The 2,157-nt window shown below is 34.7% G+C and carries 5 protein-coding genes; all 5 read right to left on the bottom strand.

Annotated features, from left to right (window positions below; translation table 11 throughout):
• The coding region (gene tnpB, locus CYTFE_RS31705) for an IS66 family insertion sequence element accessory protein TnpB (protein WP_044263436.1) at positions 1 to 167 on the bottom strand (167 nt) is incomplete at its 3' end.
• A 5-nt stretch (positions 168 to 172) separates the two neighbouring features.
• Positions 173 to 523: an IS66 family insertion sequence element accessory protein TnpA gene (gene tnpA / locus CYTFE_RS0124175; protein WP_027473914.1), complete on the bottom strand. Its 351-nt coding sequence runs from the start codon at positions 521 to 523 to the stop codon at positions 173 to 175.
• A gap of 117 nt (positions 524 to 640) precedes the next feature.
• Positions 641 to 928 carry a HepT-like ribonuclease domain-containing protein gene (locus tag CYTFE_RS32115; RefSeq protein WP_081736144.1) on the bottom strand — a complete coding sequence of 96 codons (288 nt, stop codon included), beginning with the start codon at positions 926 to 928 and terminating at the stop codon, positions 641 to 643.
• Between the two features lie 6 nt (positions 929 to 934).
• Positions 935 to 1,234, bottom strand: a complete 300-nt coding sequence (locus CYTFE_RS30535; protein ID WP_044214607.1) for a nucleotidyltransferase family protein — start codon at positions 1,232 to 1,234, stop codon at positions 935 to 937.
• A gap of 243 nt (positions 1,235 to 1,477) precedes the next feature.
• Positions 1,478 to 2,122 (bottom strand): IS21-like element helper ATPase IstB, encoded by a 645-nt coding sequence (gene istB / locus CYTFE_RS28120; protein ID WP_154665739.1) that lies wholly within the window; start codon positions 2,120 to 2,122, stop codon positions 1,478 to 1,480.
• Between the last annotated feature and the right edge of the window lie 35 nt (positions 2,123 to 2,157).

Here is a 2,157-nt window from a genome sequence, read left to right on the forward strand (position 1 = left end):
ATTTTCATGGTGGTCAGCCTACGGTTAACAAATATAAAAACTTCACCGTCCTGAACATTACGCTTCATCAAGGAGCTTACAATGCCGCTGAGTGTGTAAAAGCTTTTACGCATATCCACTGGTGCCGGATATAGAAAGTATTTAAGTTTATCGTGTAAATGAAACATCAGACTTAATCAAATAAGTGAACAATTGTTTTTAATACTTGCGTGTTTATATTATCCCTTAGTAGCATCTTGGTGCCATTGGGAAATAGGAATTCAATGGGAGCATCATTATTTAAAGTAGCCTTACTCTTGATGATAGATGGACTCGATTGGTTATTCGTCGCTAACGGATTACTGTCAAGTTCTAGTGGAACAAAGCTATCTGGCTCATGTGCTAATGCCTCTTCCAATTTATTTCGCCAATAGTAAAAAGTGGGAGGAGCCAGATCTTGGTTGTTACAGAAATCTTTTATGTTCAAACCTGATTCCTGATAATCTTTATACAGACGCTTAAATGTTGTTAATGTCATTCTCATTTTTTGCCATCAAAGAAACAGCTCTAGTATGAAGGTCGCAATATGTGAAAGACCGAAGACTTACGTTAATATTAGTTGGATTTGCATTTATTGTTCATTTGTTATATCGCTGTTCCCCTACCCCTGCCAGAGCTTCGGATGAAGAAACAGCCAAAAAATCAGTGATAGAAAAGCAAGAGATAAAACGGGAATGGAAAAACAAAATGCGGTGTGGTATGAAATCAAAGATCTAATTAAAAATTTCAAAAAGTTGTCTACTTCTAATTTGAGTTTAGGAAGAGACCGATTAACAATCATCCAAATAATGTCTTCTGAAACACTATCATAACCATGAATAATTCGATTTCTTGTGTCTACAATTTTTCGAGAATCTTTGATAGTGAAGTCAGGTTCTTCTTTTAATATTCTATTTCAGGCTTCATAAATCTTATATTTTGAGCTTTCAATATTGTTTTTCAAGTGAGAATTCTTAATGCCCTTTTCCTCCAACAAATCGATTGGTTTATTTATCAATTCTTGTAGTTTGAATTTAAAATCAAAATAGTTTTCTGCATATTCAATTGGGTCATTTGAATAAATTTCAATTACTAAATCAATATCACTATTAGGTCCAAAGTTATCTGTTAACACAGAACCAAAGGCATACAATGTTTTCACCTTATGTTCTTTGCACAGGTTATTTATTTCATATTTATATCGGTCTAAATACATAGCAATACTTTTTCTCAAAGATACAAATTCAATCTTGGATTCTGTTTAAGCAAGCTGAAAATTCGCCTTGTGCCCTAGAGTATAGCCTGATAGCTTACTCCATTTTGTTAATCCTAAAAGTAACAATAATGAAAATAGCAAATTTAAAACCATCAATTTTTCGTAACAGTAAACCATCATTCTACAATAAAAAATATATTAATCAACCCTCTGATTGTTGAGGGAGCTTAGCGACCGAGGCAATCAGAGGGTTGATTGCTGCTCGAAGATTGTTTTTCTGTTTTCCATTCTGTAACTTTTACCTTCGAGTTTTACAACTTCACATTTAAACAATAATCTATCTAACAAAGCAGTTGCCAAGACTTCATCATCGAGCATTTCTGCCCATTGCTGAGGGGATTTGTTTGTTGTGATTATTACAGACGTTTGTTCGTGCAGATGATTTATCAGGTTGAAAAATGCAACTGCTTCATGTTTCTTAATAGGAAAAAGCATTATATCGTCTATAGCCACTAAATGAGCCTTTAAAAGACGATTATAAGTGTTAATCATTTCTTTCATTTTTAACACCGTTATTAGTTCCTCCATTGTGATAAAGTAAGCTTTATGACCAGATTTTACAGCATCGTTAATCAGTCCTGCCGCCACATACGTTTTTCCTGTTCCGGAGGGGCCCATTAGTATCAGGTTATAATTTTGTTCCATCCATAATAATTCCCGTAATTGTTTCAGTTGAGGCACAGTCATACCATTTGCCATGTTAAAGTCATACTTGTCCAGGTTGTGATCTTTGGGTAATCGGGCTAATTTCATTCTCCTGTCAAGATCTGTTTTCTTTCTGTGCTGCACCTCTCTTTGCAGAGCTGTAATGCAAATTCCTGATAAGATGGTTTATCTATCTGTGCCTGATGAAGCACTGCTTC

Source organism: Saccharicrinis fermentans DSM 9555 = JCM 21142 (assembly GCF_000517085.1).
GTDB classification, from domain to species: domain Bacteria; phylum Bacteroidota; class Bacteroidia; order Bacteroidales; family Marinilabiliaceae; genus Saccharicrinis; species Saccharicrinis fermentans.

Excerpts from the sequence above, each read along its gene's own strand:
- tnpA (WP_027473914.1), bottom strand. The coding sequence starts at position 523 with ATGAGAATGACATTAACAACATTTAAGCGTCTGTATAAAGATTATCAG.
- CYTFE_RS30535 (WP_044214607.1), bottom strand. The coding sequence starts at position 1,234 with ATGTATTTAGACCGATATAAATATGAAATAAATAACCTGTGCAAAGAA.